General features: G+C 41.6%; 2 protein-coding genes. Both read right to left on the bottom strand.

Annotated features, from left to right (window positions below):
* On the bottom strand, positions 1-204 hold a 204-nt coding region (locus tag R7093_RS28195), incomplete at its 3' end, for a DUF4158 domain-containing protein (RefSeq protein ID WP_318147403.1).
* A gap of 129 nt (positions 205-333) precedes the next feature.
* On the bottom strand, positions 334-515 hold a 182-nt coding region (locus R7093_RS28190; RefSeq protein WP_318147402.1), incomplete at its 5' end, for a hypothetical protein.

Raw genomic sequence — 515 nt, 5'->3', positions numbered from 1 at the left:
GATGACGGGCTTTGATTTGAAGTATCCCAAAATCGCGACAAAGTAACATCTATGAGCTCTGAGACGAATTGACCGAAAAACTGCCAATTCCGCATCGTTCAGAGAAAAGTACAGACATTGTTCTTCGATTGAAAAAATGGGTGGGGAATAAAGATCTGCCTGTTCTGCTCTCGTGAGAATAGTAATTTCGTTTTTGATGGCCATATCAGGGCTGTTCCGTATTAAATGTACGATATTTACCTAATTTGCCACACTTATAAGTAGTAACCCACCTCCGCAGCCATTTATTGGTGTGGTCTACAGAGGATTAAGTCTTTTTAGAGGGGAAAATCCCTAGAACCCCAAGAAGTTACGTTCCTTGAGTGCCTTAGCTAGCAACGATTCTGTAGTCGCTTGAAGTACGTTTAAAGATTTTAGATGTCCTATTAGTCTACCCATCGTCTTATCACTAACTTCCTGATCAAAGCTATCAAACTTAGCCTCCCACTCCTCTTGGGTGTGCTTAGACTTTGCCT

The organism is Vibrio sp. 1580, assembly GCF_033340055.1.
Note: the sequence above shows the minus strand (reverse complement) of the source record. Positions and strands in the feature narration are given on the sequence as shown.